Source organism: Oscillatoria salina IIICB1 (assembly GCF_020144665.1).
Classification (GTDB): Bacteria; Cyanobacteriota; Cyanobacteriia; order Cyanobacteriales; family SIO1D9; genus IIICB1.
Genome location: NZ_JAAHBQ010000064.1, coordinates 1 through 22,247 on the forward strand (window position 1 = coordinate 1; position 22,247 = coordinate 22,247).

12 protein-coding genes are annotated in these 22,247 nt (G+C 40.0%); 10 read left to right on the forward strand and 2 right to left on the reverse strand.

Going from position 1 to position 22,247, the window contains the following annotated elements:
* The 9 genes from G3T18_RS18205 to G3T18_RS18245 all read left to right on the forward strand — a co-directional run.
* Nucleotides 1-1,748: hypothetical protein (locus tag G3T18_RS18205; protein ID WP_318014000.1), on the forward strand; the 1,748-nt coding region annotated here is incomplete at its 5' end.
* Nucleotides 1,749-2,270: 522 nt separating this feature from the next.
* Entirely contained in the window at nucleotides 2,271-3,968 is a 1,698-nt protein-coding gene (locus G3T18_RS18210; RefSeq protein WP_224412006.1) for a glycosyltransferase family 39 protein, read from the forward strand.
* 331 nt (nucleotides 3,969-4,299) lie between these two features.
* Entirely contained in the window at nucleotides 4,300-8,076 is a 3,777-nt protein-coding gene (locus G3T18_RS18215) for a GAF domain-containing protein (protein WP_224412007.1), read from the forward strand.
* 343 nt (nucleotides 8,077-8,419) lie between these two features.
* Nucleotides 8,420-11,923 carry a GAF domain-containing protein gene (locus G3T18_RS18220; protein ID WP_224412008.1) on the forward strand — a complete coding sequence of 1,168 codons (3,504 nt, stop codon included), beginning with the start codon at nucleotides 8,420-8,422 and terminating at the stop codon, nucleotides 11,921-11,923.
* 53 nt (nucleotides 11,924-11,976) lie between these two features.
* The gene (locus G3T18_RS18225) at nucleotides 11,977-13,770 is read left to right on the forward strand and encodes a putative bifunctional diguanylate cyclase/phosphodiesterase (RefSeq protein ID WP_224412009.1); all 1,794 of its coding nucleotides are present in this window, start codon (nucleotides 11,977-11,979) and stop codon (nucleotides 13,768-13,770) included.
* Between the two features lie 83 nt (nucleotides 13,771-13,853).
* The gene (locus G3T18_RS18230; protein ID WP_224412010.1) at nucleotides 13,854-15,176 is read left to right on the forward strand and encodes a hybrid sensor histidine kinase/response regulator; all 1,323 of its coding nucleotides are present in this window, start codon (nucleotides 13,854-13,856) and stop codon (nucleotides 15,174-15,176) included.
* A 142-nt stretch (nucleotides 15,177-15,318) separates the two neighbouring features.
* A complete protein-coding gene (locus tag G3T18_RS18235; RefSeq protein ID WP_224412011.1) occupies nucleotides 15,319-15,876 on the forward strand; it encodes an RNA 2'-phosphotransferase in 558 nt (185 codons plus the stop codon).
* A gap of 4 nt (nucleotides 15,877-15,880) precedes the next feature.
* Nucleotides 15,881-17,089: an AAA family ATPase gene (locus tag G3T18_RS18240; RefSeq protein ID WP_224412012.1), complete on the forward strand. Its 1,209-nt coding sequence runs from the start codon at nucleotides 15,881-15,883 to the stop codon at nucleotides 17,087-17,089.
* A gap of 109 nt (nucleotides 17,090-17,198) precedes the next feature.
* Nucleotides 17,199-17,852 carry a bifunctional 4-hydroxy-2-oxoglutarate aldolase/2-dehydro-3-deoxy-phosphogluconate aldolase gene (locus tag G3T18_RS18245; RefSeq protein ID WP_224412013.1) on the forward strand — a complete coding sequence of 218 codons (654 nt, stop codon included), beginning with the start codon at nucleotides 17,199-17,201 and terminating at the stop codon, nucleotides 17,850-17,852.
* Here G3T18_RS18245 and G3T18_RS18250 read toward each other — a convergent pair.
* Complete coding sequence (locus tag G3T18_RS18250; protein ID WP_224412014.1) at nucleotides 17,849-18,001, reverse strand: hypothetical protein; 153 nt, start codon at nucleotides 17,999-18,001, stop codon at nucleotides 17,849-17,851. The genes G3T18_RS18245 and G3T18_RS18250 overlap by 4 nt on opposite strands.
* A 214-nt stretch (nucleotides 18,002-18,215) precedes the next feature.
* Between G3T18_RS18250 and G3T18_RS18260 the strand changes: the two genes are divergently transcribed.
* Nucleotides 18,216-20,360 carry a PAS domain-containing sensor histidine kinase gene (locus tag G3T18_RS18260; RefSeq protein ID WP_318014001.1) on the forward strand — a complete coding sequence of 715 codons (2,145 nt, stop codon included), beginning with the start codon at nucleotides 18,216-18,218 and terminating at the stop codon, nucleotides 20,358-20,360.
* A gap of 224 nt (nucleotides 20,361-20,584) precedes the next feature.
* Here G3T18_RS18260 and G3T18_RS18265 read toward each other — a convergent pair whose 3' ends face one another.
* Entirely contained in the window at nucleotides 20,585-22,174 is a 1,590-nt protein-coding gene (locus G3T18_RS18265) for an Hsp70 family protein (protein WP_224412015.1), read from the reverse strand.
* Nucleotides 22,175-22,247 lie beyond the last annotated feature (73 nt).

Sequence of the window (22,247 nt, forward strand, 5' to 3'; positions counted from 1 at the left end):
TTAGGGGAGAGGTTATAATCAAATGTTTCTTTGACGTTATTGCTGCTATGCCGATCGCTAAATTATTCCTTTTACCTCCTGGTTTAAGCAAACATCGTTCTGCAATTGTCTTCTGGTTGGCGGCTAGCTTGCTGTTTGCGGCGTTTTGTGGCTTTTTAGGTCTGCAAGAAGCATTTCGCGAGGAATACGTCGTTCAGGACGATGCTAGGCAGCACGTTTTCTGGATGCTACGTTTTCTCGATGGGGAATTGTTTCCCAATGATTTAATTGCTGATTACTTTCAATCGGTTGCGCCACCTGGGTATACTGCTATTTATTGGCTGATGGCGAAGTTGGGAGTTAATCCTTTTTTGGTCAATAAATTTTTGCCGATTTTACTAGGATTAATCGCTACTGGTTACTGTTTTGGCATTGTTTGGCAAATTTTTCCAGTACCTTTGGCTGGTTTTTTTGCATCAATGCTACTTAACCAAAGTTTGTGGATGAAAGATGATTTGGTTTCCGCTACACCAAGAGCCTTTGTTTATCCGATATTTTTGGGTTTTCTTTATTATTTGCTAAAGTCGCGAATTACTGCAAGTTTAATAGCGATCGCGTTACTGGGTTTATTCTATCCGCAATATGTTCTTGTCAGCGCCGGTTTATTAATTATCCGTCTTTTTTTCCACAAACAAGATTATTTTCTTTCTGGGCTGGGTTTAGTAGTTGCAGGAGCGATCGTTTCATACTATGCTTTAACTGCGTCAGATTTTGCTCCAGTAATCTCCCCAGAGTTAGCTAAAACGTTACCGGAGTTTTGGGAAGAAGGACGCAGCGCATTTTTTCAAGATAACCTTTGGAGTTTCTATTTGTTGGGAACTCGTAGCGGTTTTTTGCACGTCGGATTAGTTAATCCACCTACCCTTTGCTTTTGGTTGTTTTTAGCGATCGCCTGGAAATTTCCGAATCGATTTCCTCTCATTAAACAGATTACACCAAAAATCGCTCTTTTGTGGGAATTATTGCTCGTCGGTACAGGTTTATTTATCCTCGCTCATCTGCTATTGTTCAAACTCCACCTTCCCAGTCGCTACACCGAACATACTTTGCGGATTGTAGTGGCGATCGCTGCGGGAATCGCTTTAACTATAATTTTCACTGCTGTCAGCAAACTTTGTCAACGGCAAATTCGTCAAAATAGTCAAGTCAACACTAGACAATGGTTAATTTTAGCAGTAACTTTCGCGATCGCGGCGGCGATCGTCTTGTATCCTCTTTGGGAAGAAAGATTTCCTGTCACCAAATATAAAATAGGTCACCAACCTCAATTATACGAATTTTTCCAACAACAACCCAAAGACATTCTCATCGCTTCAACTTCTCAAGAAGTTAACAATCTTCCTAGTTTCTCTCAACGTTCAATTTTAGTTGGTAGAGAATACGCTATCCCTTACCATCTCGGTTATTATAACCAATTTCGCCAACGAATTATCGATTTAATTCAAGCCCAATACAGTCCAGACGTAACAGCCGTAAATCAGTTTATCGACAAATATCAAATCAGTTTTTGGCTTTTAGATCGAGATGCCTTTAGTTTAGAATACCTCGAAAATGAGTGGATCGAGCAATATCCTTCCGCAACGACACAAGCTTTAGCAAATTTAGCTGCCGGAAAAACACCTGTCCTTGCTACAATAAGCGATATTTGTATTGTTTTTGAGACAGAAGAGTTATTTGTTATGGAGGCTGAATGTATTTTAGATCGCTAAAGTCTGATTTTTTCATAGTAAGGACTTTAATCCTCTTTCTGTATGAATCAACTCTCGTTCGTAGTGAGGACTAATCTCCTCCATTCTAGTCTACTTTTCTCTCTGATTAATTTCATAGTAGCGCTAAAGCGCTCACTACAAACTGCTAAGTTAGTAGTGAGGACTAAACTCCTCCATTTTAGGATATTTCTGTCTCCACTTCATTTCACAGTAGCGCTTTTTCGCCTACTACAAACTGCTAAGTTAGTAGTGAGGACTAAACTCCTCCATTCTCATGGATTTTTCTCTCTGATTAATTTCATAGTAGCGCTAAAGCGCTCACTACAAACCATTAAGTTAGTAGTGAGGACTAAACTCCTCCATTTTAGAAGATTTTTCTCTCTGATTAATTTCATAGTAGCGCTTTTTCGCCCACTACAAACTGCTAAGTTAGTAGTGAGGACTAAACTCCTCCATTCTCATGGATTTTTCTCTCTGATTAATTTCATAGTAGCGCTAAAGCGCTCACTACAAACTATATTTATGACAAAAAAATCACGCGAAATATTATTATTATTACTCTGGATTTGTCTCGGGACAATCTTTCGCTTTCTTAATCTCGATTTATTACCACCGTGGACTGACGAATGTGCCACAATCGCCTTTAGTCTCGGTAACAGTTTTCAAATTGTACCAGTCAATGAAATCATTAGCACAGAAGTTTTATTAGCTCCTTTAACACCAAATTCCACCGCTACAGTTAGCGATGTAGTACATCATTTATTTACTGAAAGTACCCATCCGCCAGTTTATTTTATCTTAGCTCATTGGTGGATGAAAATGTTTTCGCCAGCAGCAGGATTAGACTTAATTTGGATTGCGCGATCGCTATCGGCATTTTTTGGCGTTGCTGCGATACCTGCAATGTTTATTTTTGCCAAATTAACAGTTAATTCTACTTTAATCGCCCAAATCAGTGCAGCAGTAATGGCTTTATCCCCTTTTGCTATTTATCTCGCACGCGAAGCCCGTCATTATACCTTAGTCATTTTATTAGTTATTGCTTCTTTAACTTGCTTTATTAAAGCTATCCAACTACTTGACAAACGCGCAACTTTACCTTTTTGGATTTGCTTAACTTGGATTAGCATAAATTGTGTGGGGATCGCCACTCACTTCTTTTTTAGTTTAACTCTTTTAGCCGAACTTTTTGTTTTCCTGGGGCGAGGATGGAGTCAATTTCACAAAGATAAAAACCTCCTGTTGCAATCGCCTTGGCGACGTATTTATTTAGTTGCTGCGGGTACATTAATCGGCTGCTTAGTTTGGTTGCCAATTTTAGGATCTATCTACCAGAGTCCCCTTACCCAGTGGGTTTCTGATGGCGAACCAAGAATTAATTGGTTAGAACCAATTTTACGAATGTTACTGTGGTGGTGGAGTATGTTAATTTTGCTACCGACAGCCTTTAATAACATCTCTCTTTGGGTAGTAGTGATTTCGGGAATGGTAACGATATTATTTCTAGGTTGGGTTTTACCAAAATTGATTTCTGGTTTAAAGTTTTTTGCTCAAGATGGAGAAAATCGTTTAATTACTCAAGCATTAATTGGTTATATCGGTGGCGCGATCGCGCTTTTTTTCCTCTTTACTTACGGTTTGGCTATGGACTTGACACTCGCACCTCGTTTCCAGTTTGTTTATTTTCCGGCTGTCGTAATTTTGTTAGCAATTAGTTTGGCTAGTTGTTGGCAGCAACTCCAGCAAAAATCAATTATTCAAGCAATCTTTTTCATTGCAGTTATCAGTGGTTTGACAGTGGTGAACAATCTCGGCTATTTACAACAGCATCGCCCCGATTTATTAGCGCCAATTATCCAACAAAACTCGGAAAATTCTGTATTAATTGCTACCACACACAAACATCACGGTCAAACAGGGAGAATGATGGGCTTAGCCTGGGAATTTACTTATGAAATTTCTCCCAAAAATCAGAGCAAACATCTCGTCTCTCCGCAATTTTTTTTAGCTCATCGCTCTCCAGAAACTAGAAGTTATGCTACCTCAGTCAAAATTTTGTCGAACCAACTAACTGAAGTACCTTTCTCTTTAGATTTGTGGTTAGTTGATTTTCGCGCTGAAATTGATTTAGAACCCCGACAATGCACCCCAGATTCAAAAACCCACTTCCGAACTGGAGAATATAAGTATAAGCTATATCATTGTCCGTCAATAAACTAGAAACAGAAACTTCGATCGAAATCGATAGCGATCGGTAAAATCATCTAAATTAATCTATAGTTTAGCTAATGGGACAAAGAAAAATTGGCAGGATCTTTAGCAAAATTTAAGAGAAAATTTGCTGTGGTTCGCTTAATATCGAGAAGAAATAATAGTTATTAAATTCGACAAAAACCGATCGTCGCCATTGCCCGAATATTTTTTAGAGAAAATAATTCACAAGCAAAAAAAAATCAACCTTCACGAGAATTTCACATTTTCATGACAGATTAGAATTCAGAAATTTTCTAGCTTAGAATAGATTAAACTCAAAGCTCTCCAAGCAAGTAATATGTGGGAATTCTTAAAAACCATCTTTTCTCCAAGTCAATATATGCCGCACGGTTCTTGCTACTTGTGGCAGACCAAGCTTGTGTGGTTTCACGTTCTGAGCGACGGTTTGATTGCTCTAGCTTACTACTCAATTCCCTTACTATTAATTTACTTTATCCGCAAGCGAGGAGATTTGCCCTTTAGAGGTATCTTTCTTTTATTCAGTACATTTATTATAGCTTGTGGGACAACCCACTTAATGGAAATTTGGACGCTTTGGTATCCAGCCTACTGGCTTTCCGGGGCGTTAAAAGCATTGACAGCATTGATTTCTCTCTATACTGCCTGTAGTTTAGTTTCACTTATTCCCCAAGCCCTAGCTTTGTCAAGTCCCACACTTTTAGAAACAGTCAACCAAAGACTTAAACAAGAAGTAGACCAAAGAATACAAGCAGAGAATATTCTCAAAAATATTCTTGCGGGAACTGCTTCAGTAACGGGAGAAGAATTTTTCTCAGCTTTAGTGCAGCATTTAGGCGAAGCGCTAGAAGTACGTCATGCTTTTATCAGCGAAACCGTAGCTAACCAACCAAAAAAACTAAAAACTCTAGCATTTTGGGCAAATGGCAACTGGCGAGAAAACATGGAATATCCTTACAAAGGAACTCCCTGCGAGCCAGTAATTAAAGAAGCGCAGATGAAATTTTATCCTCAGAAAGTGCAAGAACTATTTCCCGAAGCATTAGCCTTAAAAGCGATGACAGCAGAGTGTTACTTAGGCTTACCTTTACTAAACAAAGAACAACGAGTAATTGGCACACTCTGTATCAACAGCGATCGCCCTTTGAAAAACGAGGAAAACGCCAAAGCAATTATGAGCGTATTTGCTGCCAGAGCCGCCGCCGAAATCCAGCGTCAGCAAGCAGAAAGAGCTTTGCGTCAGGCTTACGAAGAATTAGAGTTGCGAGTAGAAGAACGCACCGCCGAATTAATTAAAGCCAACACCGCCCTGGAGAACCAAATTCAAGAAAAAAATGCAGTCGAAGCCATATTACTCAAAAGCGAAGCTCGTTTGCGCGTACAACAATATGGATTAGTAACTTTAGCTAAAAGCAAAAACTTATATCAAGGAAATCTCGAACTAGCATTAAAAGAAATTACCCAAATAGCCAGTCGTATTCTTCATGTAGAAAGAGCAAGTATTTGGTTTTACAATCAAGATAAATCAGCGATCTCCTGTAGTGACTTATATGAGTTGACAGCTAACCGACACAGCCAGGGAATAACCCTGTTTGTGAAGGACTATCCGAGTTATTTTCAAGCCTTAGACGAAAATCGGGCGATCGCCGCCAGTGATGCTCGCCACGATCCCCGCACGAGCGAATTTAGTAAATCATATTTAATTCCCCTGGGAATTGTCTCGATGTTAGACATTCCTATTCATTTTCAAGGAGAAGCGATCGGAGTAATTTGTTTAGAGCAGACGGGAAAAATTAGACATTGGGCAACCGAAGATCAGAACTTTGCCAACTATTTAGCACATATGGCAGCCTTAGCGATGGAATCGCGCGATCGCCGTATCGCAGAAACAGCTTTACATCAGAGTGTCGAAAGAGAAAAAGCGATCGCGAGAATTATTCAAAGGATGCGTCAATCTTTAGAGCTAGAAAAAATCTTTAGCTCGACTACTGAAGAGTTACGACAAGCCTTAAACTGCGATCGGGCGATCGTTTATCGCTTTCAACCAGACTGGAGTGGAGAATTTGTCGCTGAATCGGTAGCTGAAGGCTGGACTTCCTTAGTCGAAGCACAAACTAACTACTCCTCTGTTCAAGGAGTAATTGTCAACGAAGATAGTTGTCAAGTCAAAACCTGGATCGACTTAAAAAATCCGATCCCCGATACCGACACTTATCTTCAAGAAACTCAAGGTGGTGCTTACAGTCGTGGCATAACTTACCTGAGCGTCGAAGACATTTACCAAGCTAATTTTGATTCCTGCTATCTAGAACGTTTAGAACAATTTCAAGCAAAAGCTTACCTAATCGTACCCATTTTTTGTGGCAATCAACTTTGGGGATTACTAGCAACTTATCAAAATTCTTCTGCCCGTCAGTGGCAAGAAGCAGAAATCAGAATGTTAATACAAATTGGTACTCAATTAGGAGTTGCCGTACAACAAGCAGAATTGCTCAAACGCACCCAACAGCAAACCCTCGAACTTCAAAAAGCCAAAGAAATCGCTGATTCTGCTAACCGCGCCAAAAGCGAATTTCTTGCCAACATGAGCCATGAATTGAGAACTCCACTCAACGCAATTTTAGGTTTCAGTCAACTGATGAGTCGCGATTCCTACCTCAACCAAGAGCAGAAGCAATACTTAAAAACTATTAATAACAGTGGCGAACACTTATTAACCCTAATTAACGACATTTTAGAAATGTCTAAAATCGAAGCCGGACGAGTTACTTTGAACGAAAATACTTTCGATCTTTATAAACTGCTCGACAGTATCGAAGAAATGCTCGGACTAAAAGCTAGGTCGAAAAATCTTAAACTAACTTTCACTAAAAATTTTGATGTTCCCTCATACATCAAAACTGACGAAAGTAAACTACGCCAAGTTTTAATTAACCTGATCGGTAACGCAATTAAGTTTACCGAATCCGGCAGCGTGACTTTAAAAGTAGAAAAATTGCCAGTCAGGAGTCAAAATTCAGAAAATTGTCAGAATTCAACTAACAACCAACAACTAAAACTATTATTTTCGGTTATTGATACCGGCTTGGGTATTGCCGAACAAGAGTTAGAGCAATTATTTAAACCTTTTACCCAGACGGCAACGGGATTAAAATCTGGTCAAGGTACGGGTTTAGGCTTACCAATTTCACAAAAATTCGTCCAATTAATGGGCGGAGAAATCTTAGTAAAATCTCAGGTAGGTAAGGGGAGTACGTTCAATTTTGAAATTCGAGCTAAGGAGGTTCGCGAATCTAAGGATTGCCAAGTTAATCAGTTACCGAAAAAAGTTATTGCTCTCGCTCCTAACCAACCAAAATATCGAATTTTAGTAGCAGAAGATAAGCCAAGCAATCGCTTAATTTTGGTTAAATTACTATCTTCTCTTGGATTTAGCATTGAAGTAGCCCAAAATGGTCAAGAAGCAATTCAATTATGGTCAACTTGGCAACCAGATCTAATTTTAATGGACATCAAAATGCCCGTAATGAATGGGTACGATGCCATGAAACAGATTAGATCTTACGAAGAAGCAGCCAACCAGAAAAAGAAAGAAACTGAGTACCAATTAAGTCAAGAAGGTAAGGCATTAACTATCCTCTCACTACCAATTAAAAATCGAGTTGCTATTATTGCCATAACCGCCAACGCTTTTGAAGAAGATCGACACAAACTTTTGTCCGATGGTTGTGATGACTTTATTCGCAAACCTTACAAAGAAGAAGAACTTTTGAGCAAGATTGCTAAACATTTGCCAGTGGAATATATATATGAAAAAACTAATACCGAGGAACAAGAAACTTTGCCTAATAACAGTAAGGAGAATAACTGTGAGTTTAATTTAGATGCCACAGCCTTGAGAGTAATGCCTGATGAATGGATAGCTTCTTTAGAAAAAGCTGCCGCTCAAGGTAGTGATATTTTAATCTTCAAATTAATGGAAGAAATTCCGGAAGATTATACCGAATTAGCTAATGCTCTCAGCGAGTTAGTAGATAACTTTCAGTTCGAGCAAGTCTTAAAATTAACTGAAAAAAGCAGTAAAAATTTGAACTAACGAGCGAGAAAATTTCTTCAGGGCGCGAGCGCACGATCTTGAAACCACAATTTAACTGGATACTGTATTATTAAGTATCTAGTGTGAGTCGATCGCCAGCCCAGAAGTAGGGATAGGGAAAATTTTTTCAGTTATTGGTGAGCACGAGAAGAGTCGAGGAAGTTTCCAGAGAAGCTAACCAAGCAATAAAAATTTATTTTTCTCCCAGAGGGATAGCGATCGCACCAGGCTAAATTTTCAGGCGATCGCTGTTAAATAATACTCAGGCGATCTCTTAGTTGTAGTGATAAAAATCATAACCAGCTAATCCCTTCGTCAAGTTATCTTAGAGGAGATAGCATCCGTGAAGAGTAAAATTGCTTTGGCTAAAGATCGCAAGCGAACAGAAGCACAATTAGAAAGTCGCGAACAAGCTCTGCAATTAATAGTTGAGGGAACGGCTTCAGCGACAGGAAACGAGTTTTTTCGCACCTGTGTCCGCTATCTCGCCCAAGTTTTGCAAGTTCGCTACGCCTTTGTCACCAGAATGGCTGATGATTCTCGAAGCAAACTGCGTACTTTAGCTTTTTGGGATGGGATTGATTTTGTCAAAAACTTTGAGTACGAGCTTCCAGGTACTCCCTGCGAAAAAGTATTGTGGGGCAAAATTTGTTTTTATCCAGAAAACGTTCAAGCTTTGTTTCCTAAAGATCGGGATTTAGTTGAGTTAGAGGTAGAGAGTTACTTAGCAATTCCTTTAATCTCCTCAGAGGGAGAAGTTATCGGTCATCTAGCAGTAATGGACGTGGAGCCGATGATTAAAGATTTTAGCAAAGAATCAATTGTGAAAATTTTTGCGGCTCGTGCTAGTGCCGAATTAGAACGCTTGCAAGCAGACGAATTATTGGCAAGACGGGCAGAAATGGATAAACTACTTAGCCAAATTTCCCGTAAGTTTATCGACGAAGAGATTAATATAGCAATAAATTTTACCTTGCGAACAGTTGGCGAATTGTTGCAGAGCGAGCGAATGTATTTTGTGCGCTACCTCGAGGAGCAAAACTCGTTTAGTATGACTCACGAATGGTGCGCTAGTGGTATCGAGCCATCTTGGGACAAATTTAAAGAGATCCCTGTGGAAAGTAATAACTCAGTTCACCAACAAATTCTAGCTGGTGAAAATGTACAATTTTCTTGTCCAAGTCAGCGTGCGCCAGTAGCTTTCGATTGTGAAACAGCTAATTACCCGCTTCGGTGTTTGAAGTTGGGGGTTACTGTGCCGATACTACGTTCTAGTAAAGTTGTTGGTTTCCTGGGTGTGGATATTGCTAATTGCGCCAAGGTATGGACTCCAGAAGAAATAGACTGGCTAAAATTAGTAGGTGAATTTATTGCGATCGGACAAGCGCGAAGCAAAGCACAAGAAGCATTAGAACGTAGCAACGCTCGTTTTCAAAACTTAGCCGAGCATCTACCGGGGATGATTTATCAATACAAATTGTACCCCGACGGTTCCCAAGAATTTCCCTATGTCAGTCCTGGTTGCCGAGAAATTTATGGCATTGAAGCAGAAGCAGTAATGCAAAATTCGAGTTTACTTTGGGAAGTCGTGCATCCTGAAGATTTTGACCCTCTAGTCAACTCGATCGCGGTTTCGGCTCGCACGTTACAACCTTGGAAAGCTAGCTGGCGGATTGTGGTTAACTCTCAAACTAAGTGGTTACAAGGGTGTTCGCGCCCAGAAAAGCAAGCTGATGGTAGCGTGGTTTGGGATGGAGTCGTTACCGATATCAGCGATCGCTTTTCCGCCGCAGAAGTCTTGCGCGAAACGGCTCAATGGCAAAAAACTTTGTTTCGAGTTATTCAAAGAATGCGTCAGACGCTAGACATCGAAACAATTTTTGGAGCAACCACCGAAGAACTGCGACAGGTGTTAAACTGCGATCGCGTCTTGATTTATCGTTTTCAACCAGAAGGAATTGAGGAAATTGTTTCTGAGTCGGTAGCGCCAGGATGGATACCGATGTTAGAAACGAATTCTAACGATTCGCCAACAGATAGGGATGCTTACTTACAAAACACTTCAATTGGTGTTGATAGTCTCGGAGCAAGTTACCTCTGCGTAGAAGATATTTATCAGGCAGGTTTCGATCGTTCTTACCTGGAATATTTGGAGCGTTTACAGGCACAAGCTTATATTATCGTACCAATTTTCTGTGGCTATAAACTCTGGGGATTACTCGCAATTTATCAAAATAGCGGTTCTCGTCACTGGACAAAAGCCGAAACCAAGTTCGCCATCCAAATTGGTTCTCAGTTAGGAGTAGCCGTACAACAGGCAGAACTGCTCAGACACACCCAACAGCAAGCTTTAGAATTGCAACAAGCCAAAGAAACTGCCGACGCTGCTAACCGGGCGAAAAGTGAATTTCTCGCTCACATGAGTCACGAATTGAGAACGCCCCTCAACGCGATTTTAGGCTTTACCCAACTGATGAACCGCGATTGGGCAAAGCCCAGCATCCTCAACGGCTTTCACGATCTTTGTTCAACTCATCAACAATATCTGGAAATTATTAGTAATAGTGGCGAACATCTCCTCAGCTTAATCAACGATATTTTGGCAATGTCCAAAATTGAAGCCGGACGAGTTACGCTCAGTAAAAATGCTTTTGACTTGTATCACTTCCTCGATACTCTTGAAGAAATGTTTTCCTACAAAGCACAATCTCAAGGATTGGAATTAATCTTTATACGCACCCCTCAAGTGCCTCAATATATCAAAACTGACGAAAGGAAACTGCGTCAAGTGTTGATTAACTTGATCGGTAATGGAATTAAGTTTACCGAAGTTGGGAGCGTGACCTTGAAAGTAGAAACCCTACCTGACACCTCACAATCAGACTTTGAACTTAAAGAGCAAACTCTCTTATTTTCAGTTATTGACACCGGACCCGGTATTGCTCCCGAAGAGTTAGAGCTTTTATTTAAACCTTTTACTCAAACCGAGACAGGCTTAAAATCCGGTCAAGGTACGGGTTTGGGTTTGCCAATTTCGCAAAAATTCGTTCAACTAATGGGCGGCGAAATTGAGGTTAGTAGCACTCCCAATGGAGGAACCAAGTTTAGCTTTGCAATTCAGGTAAGCCGAATCGCAGAAATAACAGTTACAAACACGCAACCAATCAACCAAAAAATTATCAGTCTTGCTCCTAATCAAGAAAAATGTCGCATCCTAGTAGTAGAGGATAATTCTGCCAATCGTTTTTTGTTAGTCAAGCTACTGGAGAATTTAGGTTTTGAGGTACGGGAAGCGGAAAATGGTCAACAAGCTTTAGCTATATGGTCGAGTTGGGATGCACAACTAATTTTGATGGATATGCAAATGCCAATAATGAACGGTTATGAAGCGATCGCCAAAATTCGCAGTTGTTCAAAAGGTCAGGCGATCGCAATTATAGCTTTAAGTGCTAGTGCTTTCGACGAACAGCGACAGGAAATTTTAGCCGCCGGATGCGATGATTTAGTACACAAACCTTTTCGTCAAGAGGAGCTATTGGCAAAAATTGCTCAATATCTCGATCTCAGTTATATCTATGCTTCAGAAACCGCACCCAAAGGCAAAATCAATACTCCAACTCAAGCGAAAGTGAAATTGAGCGAGATGGCGTTAAAGATTGCTCAAATGCCGCAAGAATGGATAGCCCAGTTAAATTATGCTGCTGCTCAAGGCAGCGATCTGCTAATCTTACAATTGCTCGAGCAAATTCAGGCAGAAAATGCTGATTTAGCTGTTTTTCTGAAAGAGCTGGCGGAAAATTTCCAGTTCGAGCAGATTGTCGAGTTAATTCAACTAACTCAGAAGTAATCCTTATCGAGGATGGAATAAACTAAGCTGTAATTAGTTGAGACTATAGTGAGATGAATAGCGATCGCACAGTCATTATTAAAGAAGATATCTTGATCGTTGACGATACTCTCGAAAATTTGCGCTTGCTCTCGACGATGCTCCTCAAACAAGGGTATAACGTCCGCAAGGCTTTAAACGGACAGATGGCTCTTAAGGCTGTGGAAACTGTGGTACCGGATCTGATTTTGTTGGATATCATGATGCCAGATATGGATGGCTATCAAGTTTGTCAGCGCTTGAAACAGCAGAGTTCCACTGCTGAGATTCCGGTTATTTTTCTCAGCGCTCTCAATGAAGTTTTTGATAAGGTCAAGGCGTTTGAGGTTGGCGGTGTAGATTATATTACTAAGCCGTATCAGTTTGAAGAAGTTTTGATTCGCATTCAAAATCAATTAGCGCTGAAGACAGCAGAGCGAGAAATTCTTCAACTCAATAGTCAACTAGAAAAGCGGGTGCAAGAGCGTACTCAGCAGTTAGAAATCGCCAATGCTCGTTTGCTAGAAATGGCACTTCACGATTCCCTAACTGGGTTGCCGAATCGGGCTTTATTTATGAAACGCTTGCAGTCAGCTCTCCAAGAGGTAAAGGCAAACAAATCATCTCAATTTGCAGTATTATTTTTGGATTGCGATCGCTTTAAAGTAATTAATGACTCTTTGGGACATCTCGTTGGCGATGAATTGCTGATCGCGATCGCCGCTCGTCTTCAGTCTTGTTTGAGCAATGGAGATACTCTCGCTCGTTTGGGTGGCGATGAATTTGCAATTCTCTTTACAGAAATAGAAAACATTAGCAATGCTATTCAAATGGCAACTCGGATCTTAGATTTGTTTTCTCACCCTTTTCAATTGCAAAGAAGAGAAGTTTTTATTAATGCTAGTATCGGGATTACTTTAGGTAATTGCGACTACGAACAACCAGAACATCTCTTGCGGGATGCTGACACCGCCATGTATCGCGCTAAAGCCCTAGGTAAAGGTCAATTTCACGTTTTTGACCCTGAAATGCACAGCGTAGCTTTGCGCTTATTGCAACTCGAAAACGATTTGCGCCGCGCGATCGAACGCCAGGAATTTGTTCTCCATTATCAACCAATTATTGACTTGAATCAAGGAAAAATTTCTGGCTTTGAAGCCTTGGTGCGCTGGCAACATCCGACTCGCGGTTTGGTCTCTCCTGGATTGTTTATTCCTATCGCAGAAGAAACTGGTTTAATTAACCCGATCGGTCATTGGGTAATGAAGCAAGCTTGTCGGCAGCTTATTTCTTGGCAACAACAAAAATTGGTAAACGATAATCTAAGTATCAGTGTCAATCTTTCTGTGCGGCAGTTTTCCCAACCCAATTTAATTGAACAAATCGATCGCGTTTTGGCAGAAACTCTACTTAATCCCCAATGTTTAAAGTTGGAAATTACCGAAAGTGCCATTATGGATAATAGCCAATCGGCGGCAACTATTCTCGAAGAATTAAGAAAACGACAAATTCACTTGAGTATCGATGATTTTGGGACAGGTTATTCTTCTTTGAGTTACTTACATTCCTTTCGCGTCGATCTCCTCAAAATTGATAAATCTTTCGTTCAACGTCTGAATGGAACTTCATCTAACCTCGGTTTAATCCCCGCCATTATCAGTATTGCACAGACAATGGGCATGAAGGCGATCGCTGAAGGAATTGAAACTACTCAACAGTTAATTCAACTGAAAAAATTAAATTGTGATTTTGGTCAGGGATATTTATTCTCCGAACCTTTGAACAGTAAAAATGTGGTAGAATTAATAACTTCCGATCCTCACTGGTAACCCCAAAAACTTTCCTGGGTAATTCCCGATCGTGAAAATTTTCTTAGCTAATCAAAATTTTTAAGCATCAAATGTAAACCCTAATGAATAACGACTCTCCTAATAATCCTCAAAAAAATGATATCCTTGTGGTTGATGATACCCCAGATAATATCCGTTTTTTATCAACAATGTTAACAGAACAAGGATATAATGTCCGCAAAGCAATTAACGGACAAATGGCTTTAACCGCAGTTCAAGCTGTACTTCCTGACTTGATTTTGTTGGATATTAATATGCCTGGTCTTGATGGATATGAGGTTTGCAAACAACTGAAACAAAATGAAAAAACTAACACTGTACCTGTAATTTTTTTGAGTGCTTTAGATGATACAGAAGATAAAATTAAAGCTTTTAAAGTAGGCGGTGTTGATTACATAACTAAACCCTTTCACTTTGAAGAAGTTCTCGCCAGAATTAAAAATCAACTGACAATTAAACAGCTTCAATCTCAATTAAAAGAACAAAATCAACAACTTAAAGAAACTTTAAATGAGCTCAAATCTGCTCAGGCTCAACTAATACATAAAGAAAAAATGGTTAGTTTGGGTAAGTTGGTTGCTGGAATTTCCCATCAACTTAATAATCCTATTAGTTTTATCGCCGGAAATCTTGATTTTACACGCAATTATATTCAAGATTTGCTACAATTAATCAAGATTTATCAGCAAGAATATCCTCAACCTACAGAAATAATTAAAGAAGCAATTCAAGAGATAGATTTAGATTTTATCAGTGCAGATTTAGAAAAAGTTCTCGGTTCTATTCAAGCTGGATCGGAGCGGATTTCCACTATTATTCTTGCTTTACGCATTTTTTCCCGTTTAAATGAATCTGAAATTAAATCTGTTGATATTCATCAGGGAATTGATAGTAGTTTATTGCTGTTACAGCACAGAATTAATCAACAAGATAAAGATTTGGAAATTGAAGTTATTAAAAATTATAGCGAGCTGCCAAAAGTTACTTGTTATGCTAGTCAACTAAACCAAGTGTTTCTTAATTTGTTGAATAATGCTGTTGACGCTTTAGAATCAAAATTTACAAAAGGTTTTCCTGAAACTACTAAACCAACCATTTGGATCGATACCGAGTTAGACGATCGCACTAGTGTTCTTGTCCGGATCAAAGACAATGGTTGTGGTATTAGTGAGGAAGTCAAAGCCCATTTATTTGAACCATTTTTTACTACCCAACCTGGAGGTAAAGGAAGTGGTTTAGGTTTATTAACCAGTTATCAAATTGTGGTGGAAAAGCATAACGGAAAGTTGAGTTTTAATTCTCAAGTTGGACAAGGAGCAGAATTTATTGTCGAAATTCCGATCGAGCTTGTCAAATTATCATCATCGCGATCGCCGAACCCGTAACTGCATTTATCAAACCCTTCCCATCTATGTAAACTTTTTTAACATTTTTTTTTCCTCTGCCCAAATTACCAGATTTGTATTATGATGTAATACGGAAAGCCTTTGGAGTTTTCACCTCCACTTAAACATTTTGGCGATCGCGATGAAAAAATCCCGCTTAGTTAAAATTAGTAAATATCTAAGTTACCATTTGCGCCATCGTCCTGACAAACTTGGCTTGCAACTCGCGCCCGGAGGTTGGGTAACAGTTGAAGTGCTTCTCGCCGCGTGCAAACAAGACAAATTTCTGATTACGGCGAGGGAATTAGAAGAAATTGTCAGCGAAAATGACAAAAAACGCTTTTCTTTCGACTCCACAGGTAAACTGATTCGTGCCAATCAAGGGCATAGTATCGAGGTCGATCTCCAACTAGAACCAGTAGAACCACCTGACATTTTATATCACGGTACAAAAGAAGATGCAGTCAAGTCAATCCTCAGCCAAGGTTTAGTTAAAATGTCCCGGCACCACGTTCATCTTTCGACAGATTTAGGAACAGCCAAAAATGTGGGTAAGCGACATGGCAAGCCTGCTCTCTTTGCTATTGATGCCGCAAAAATGTATCGAGATGGTTATACTTTTTATTGTTCGGAAAATCAGGTTTGGTTAATAGAAAAAGTTCCTCCAGCTTATCTAAGTTTGCACAAGGTTAACAACTAAAATTATGGCCTCAGGATTTTACTGGTACGATCGCGATCGTCAGGGTAGTAATCAGCCCCAAGAACAAAGTTTATTAGGATCTGGTTGGCAACCATTATCAAGAAAATTTGACTGGGAGTTTTTCGCTCATTTAGTTACTAAAGATTCTTGGACTCTCATGCAAAAAACTTTAGATTTTGCTAGCGATTTTGCTGATGCTTTAGGTCGCCAAGAATATGCTTGGTGGGCAAATATACTAAACGTTTTTTCTGCCGATATGCAATACGAACTAGCAGAATTCTGGCAATATCTCACACCTGAACCACCATTTCCCGATCGCCGCTACGGAGATATTATCGGCGTGGAAACCCCCATCAGTCAAATCGTTAGCCGCAATAGTATCCCGATTGATTATGTCCTTAATCGCTTACAAGAAATTACGATTTTTAAGATTCTTAAATTTTTAGGTCGTCCGGATTTAATTATGCAGTCATATATCGACCGCTATTTTTATTATCCGGTAGAAAAGTTTGTTGCTTGGGAACGTTTAGAAGCAATGGGAACGATTTATGCTTTTTGGCACGAAGAACAAGTTTGGTTAGAAATATATCCTGGCGATCGCAACAAAAGATACTACAATCTGATTGCGAAAAATCTCGCTCCGCTAGTTAACAAAGCCACGTACAATTTAGCAGTCATGTTAAGTGGTTATCAAAGTCGGGTGGGACAGGTTTACAGTCAGTTTTCTATTCGTTCTTTTCCTGATAATATTCAAAGTTTCACCGATATTGTTCAGCAAGCAATTATCGATAATCACCAATTAGCAGTATTGGTAAATGGTGAACCGGGTACTGGAAAAACAGCTTGGACGCAAGCGGTGGCTAAAGAAATTTTAGTACCTTTAGGATATGTGATTTTTATTTTAGACCATGATGCCGTCGAAAATTTTGTCCCGCCCAGTTATTTAGAAAAAATTTGTTTAATTATCAATGAAGCCGATAATTTAGCTCAAAATCGTGCCGATCGCATAGCTCAACAAAGTAACAAAACTGAACATATTCTGAGTTTGTTGGATGGTACATTATATCAAAGCGTAATTGACGATTCGGGAATTCACTCTCAACAAAAGTTGGTTGTGTTGATGACTTGCAATACAATGGAAAGGTTAGATCCGGCGGTTTTACGCAAGGGTCGGGTAGACTTGACTTGTGAGTTTAATTATCGCTTTGTTTGACAAAATCTTCTGAGTCGATCCACCAAGCGCGAAAAACTCCACCGATCGTTGGTAACTAAATACTAATCTGCTGCCTAGACGATCGCAATAGAAGGCAAACAGGGCAAATATGTCTGAGCATTTGTGGTTGAAATCCCTAAGCCAATACCGAGCAATCGCGATTATTCGCGCCCCTCGGAATAAATTAGGTTTACAAATGGCGTATTCTGTGGTAATAGGCGGAATGCAAATGATTGAAATTACCTGGAATAGCGAGAAACCGACAGAATTAGTAAGTCAATTGCGGCGAGAATTACCGGGCTGTATAGTCGGTGCTGGCACAATTTTGAACAAAACGCAACTGCGGGAAGCGATCGCTTGCGGTGCCAAATTCATCTTTACTCCTCATGTCGATCCGGTACTAATTCAAGCTGCAACTCATGCCGGTGTGCCGATCGTACCAGGGGCGCTTACTCCTACAGAAATTGTTACCGCATGGCAAGCGGGAGCAAGTTGTGTCAAGGTTTTTCCAGTACACGCGATGGGAGGAGCAACTTATCTCAAGAGTTTGCAAGCACCTTTAAACCAAATTCCCTTAATTCCTTCTGGAGGAGTAAGTTTAAAAAATGCCAAAAGTCTCATCGACGCAGGCGCAATCGCGGTGGGCGTTTCCAGTCATTTGTTCCCCAAAAAATTAGTCGCCACCCATAATTGGGAAGCGATCGCCCTACGCGCCAAAGCCCTCCACCAACAACTTACCTTGGAATCAGATAGCTTGGACTAGAATAATAGCATAAATTGAAGCATAGGTAAATATTTGTGCTGGTTTGTAGTTGTCTTTTGATTGGGAACCCTTGGATTGGGGATTGGGTTCGTCGATCGCTGTTCGCTGATAACTGATTGGGGATCGCGCTTTTCCTGGCGTTCGGGCATTTAATTGTTATTGCCTGCCCAAAAATTATAATTTTTTAAGATTTTAATAATACTTAACTTAAATTTCATCTTATTAATAAAATTTAGCTAAAGATAGTATATATTAAGGTAACACTTCTTTGAAGACGGCAATTTTTTCATCTGCTACTATTTTGCGGTTATAAGAACCCCAAACAAGTTAGATAACAAAAAATAATTTTTTTTTAATCTGTCAATGAGTAGAATTCAATATCAAACACAAACCATAAATCCACAAGCCAATGACGAAGACCATTTTCAAGATTTTTTTTATCTCTCAGAAGATTTATTCTGCATTATCGATTCAGAGGGACGCTTTCAGGAAACAAACCCGGCTTGGGAAAAAACTTTGGGATGGAATTACGAAGAATTAAAGTTATATTCTTGGCTAGAATTAGTTCATCCCCAAGACGTAACTTCAGGAATATCTAGGAAGAAAAAATTTGAAAATCGCTATCGACATAAAGATGGTAGTTATCGCTGGTTGTCTTGGAGCATATCTCGTTCGCCTACCGGAGTAACCTATGCAGTAGCCAAAGATATCAGCGAAAGTAAAAAGAAATATGAAGCTCTCGTGGCTTCGAGAACGCGACTTTATGCACTACTCGATCGCCTCCCCGCCTTTCTTTATTTGCAACGTCCAGATCGTTCAGTGGGATTTTATAACCGACGTTTTCGAGAAATTTTTGGCGAGACCCAGAGTAAATGTTACTGTCAAATTCTCCCTGGTCGCAAGCAACTAGGTACAAAAGCTCCGACATTTCGCGTATTTGAAAGCAAAACCCCGCAAACTTGGGAATGGTACGACGATCGCACCGGAAAAATTTATCAAATTTATAACTACCCTTTTCAAGATTTAGATGGTTCTCCCTTGGTAGTAGAAATGGGTTTAGATATTACCGCTACCAAGCTTGCTGAAGAAAAACTGCGCCAAACGCACATCGAGTTAGAACAACGAGTAGAAGAACGCACCGCAGAATTGGCAAAAGCTAACGAACAGTTGCGGGCAGAAATTGCCGAACGTCAACGCGCAGAAGCCGAACAACTACGTTTGCTTAACGTTCTCGATGCTAGCCTGAACGAAATTTATATTTTCGATGCCGAAACTTATTATTTCGACTATGCTAATCAAACGGCACTACATAACCTAGGTTATTCGTTAGCACAAATACAACAAATGACTCCCGGAGATATCCGAGAGAAACTCGACACAATTACCTTTGAGGAATTAATTACTCCTTTGCGACGAGGTGAGAAAGAGAAACTAATCTTTAAAACTTTTCACCGCCGTAGGGATGGTAGCGTTTACCCAGTTGAAGTACATTTGCAACTGATCGATCGCGTTTTTTTAGCTGTAGTTCTCGATATTACCGAAAGAGTCAAAACGGAAACCGAGTTAGAGCGATCGCAAGCTCAACTCAAACAAAAAAAACAGCTTGAAAGTGCTTTACGACAGTTGCGGCGTACTCAAGCTCAACTAATTCAAAGCGAAAAAATGTCTTCTTTGGGGCAAATGGTAGCTGGTATAGCCCACGAAATCAATAACCCCATCAACTTTATCTACGGTAACTTATCCTATGCCATTAGTTACACTAATGACTTGCTTTCCTTAGTTAAAGTTTATCAGGAAGAATACCCCGAACCTACATCCAAAGTTGAAGAGAAAATTGATGAGATCGATCTTGCATTCCTCAAAGAGGATTTTCCTAAGTTAATTAATTCAATGCAAGTAGGAGCAGAAAGAATCCGGGAAATCGTCCGTTCTCTACGCAACTTCTCTCGTCTCGACGAAGCCCAAATGAAGGAAGTAGATATTCATGAAGGTCTTGATTCAACTTTGATGATTCTCCAAAATCGTTTGAAAGCCAAACCCGGTCATCCAGAAATTAAAGTCATTAAAGAGTATGGAATGCAAAAGCGAGTCGATTCTTATCCCGGACAACTTAACCAAGTATTTATGAATATTCTCAGCAATGGAATTGATGCTTTAGAAGAATATCATTCTCACCGTAGTGAAGAGGAAATTGCGGCTAATCCACCGACAATTCGCATCCAAACTAGTTTCCGCGATGGCGAATCTCCTAAAGGCGATCGCGGCGCAAATTGGTTGGAAATTCGCATTGCTGATAACGGTTCGGGTATACCAAAAAAAGTGCAACAACATTTATTTGAACCTTTCTTTACTACTAAACCCGTTGGTAAAGGAACTGGTTTAGGTTTAGCTATTTCCTACTCAATTATTGTCGAAAAACATCACGGTCAAATTAAATGTGTTTCTGAATTGGGAAAGGGAACTGAGTTTATTATCGAAATCCCTATTCATCAGGAGAAAAGGAGGTGATTGGGGATTGGGGACTGGGGATTGGGGATTGGGGATTGGGGATTGGTAAATGCGGCTACGTGATAATTGATAATTGCTTAACTTAGTTCAGCGACAATCTGATTATCTAGGAGAGTTTCATTGGTTAATAAATCCTCGACATTAATTCGCAAAGAACGTTGTTCGTCAACCCAAATTGATTGGGGACTGGGGATTGGTGATTGGGGACTGGGATTAGGGATTGGTTAACTTAATTCAGCGACAATTTGGTTGTTGAGGAGAGTTTCATTAGTTAATAAATCCTCGACATTAATTCGCAAAGAACGTTGTTCGTCAACCCAAAATGAAACCTTGACGCGATCGCTGCCTGGGTGTCCTAATGGGGTAAGCTGGGCAATAGTTCTTGCACCGTTGCGATCGTTTAAAGCTTGTACTGTAGTTGAACCTGTATTTACTGTACGAGTAATTAAGCGAGATCCATCGAAATAAACTTCTGTGGCGGCGGTTTCTGCGCCTAATTCACCGATAATTAATTCAATACTGGGCTGATTTTCTACGGATGCGCCTAATTTCAATTCTACGGGATTAAGCATCGGATAAGGTTGTCCGGCTTTGACAATCGGATGCCAACTGTGGCATTTTTGACGGTGATTCCAGTAGCGAATGCCGTAACTGTGGTAAAGAAAGTCTTTGAGTTGAAAGCCTTGGGCTAATTGTAATGCGCCGTGAGCGATCGCCTCGAAGGGTTTTTGACATTTCACTCGCTTCATGTCATATTGCTCTACCCAATCTTGGACTGCGGGAATTTGGACAGTACCGCCTACTAATAATACTGCGTCAATATCAGCCGCTTCAATTCCTTGCCGCCTTCCTTGCTGCAAAACTGCTGTCATCAACCCGTCAAGTTGGTCAAAAAATTGTCTTTCTTGGAGAATCTGATTAAACTCATCTCGATTTAATTCTAACTCGTAGGTTTCTAATGTCTCATCATTAAAATAAATCTCACTCGCTTGTGGTTGCGAAGATAATTTTATTTTCAATCTTTCCGCTAAACGTAGGGTTAAAGGAGATTTGGCTAAACCTTGTTTCTCAGCAAAATAATCTACTAACCAATTATCTAAATCCGAACCGCCTAAATTGGCTCCGGCTTTGGCTAAAACACGCGCTGTTTTCGGTCGTTGATTGGAATTTTCACCTAATAATTTTTCTCCCCATTTGAGGATAAAACCTGTTGGTTTCTGTTGATTTTTGGCACCTAAATCCACGCGAACTAAGGATAAATCTAGGGTTCCGCCACCAAAATCTATTACTAACAAAACTTCGCCTTCCGCAGCATATCCTAAAGCGGCGGCGGTTGGTTCGTCGAGGATTCGTACTTGTTCTACTGGTAAAGATTGACAGACTTTTGTTAACCAGTGACGATAAGCTTCAAAACTGTCTATGGGAACTGTTAAAAACAGAGAATCTGAGGATTCTTGTGTTTGGAGTTTACTAATGATTTCTGCGAGAAACCATTCTCCTACTTGCTCAAATGTTACCGTTTTTTCGTCTAATTCTGGTAAAAAACCTTGAATTTCTGCACCGATACCTCGTTTAAAGCTGCGGAAAAAACGAGGATCGTTAGCTAAATCGAGTCCGCGATCGCGCACCGTTTGCCCAATTATAACTTCACCTACCGAGGCATCCTCCACATAAGCCAAACTCGGAATTAACGGTGGATTCTTGGCTATCTGCTGAGATATTCCCGGTAAACTTAGGGTTTCCGGTTGTTGTGTCGCTGCATTCCAACGGGCGATTACTGTGTTGCTCGTACCAAAATCAATTGCAATTGTCATTAACCAGTTCTTGCTTATCGTCTGAGGTGTTTTTTCATTTTGCCTTATTTGCACGAGTTTTGAGCAAAATTTT